General features: G+C 42.4%; 1 protein-coding gene. It reads left to right on the plus strand.

Annotated features, from left to right (window positions below):
- On the plus strand, positions 1–203 hold a 203-nt coding region (locus WA340_RS12730), incomplete at both ends, for a hypothetical protein (protein WP_336129361.1).

Consider the following 203-nt stretch of genomic DNA (forward strand, 5'->3'; position numbering starts at 1 on the left):
TTCTACTTCAGCAACGTTAACTATTGAAGATACAACTGCGCCTGACTTAGCGTTATGTTCGGATGTGGCTGATGAAACTATTGAATGTGATGGCGCTAACAACACTACTTTAGCATCTGATTGGAATGCTGCTAATATCGCGGCTTTACAAACGTGTCCTACGGATAGTTGTGATGCAGATGCTAACTATACCGTAACGTCTG

Origin of the sequence: Mesoflavibacter sp. CH_XMU1422-2 (assembly GCF_037029245.1) — a bacterium.
GTDB lineage: Bacteria > Bacteroidota > Bacteroidia > Flavobacteriales > Flavobacteriaceae > Mesoflavibacter > Mesoflavibacter zeaxanthinifaciens.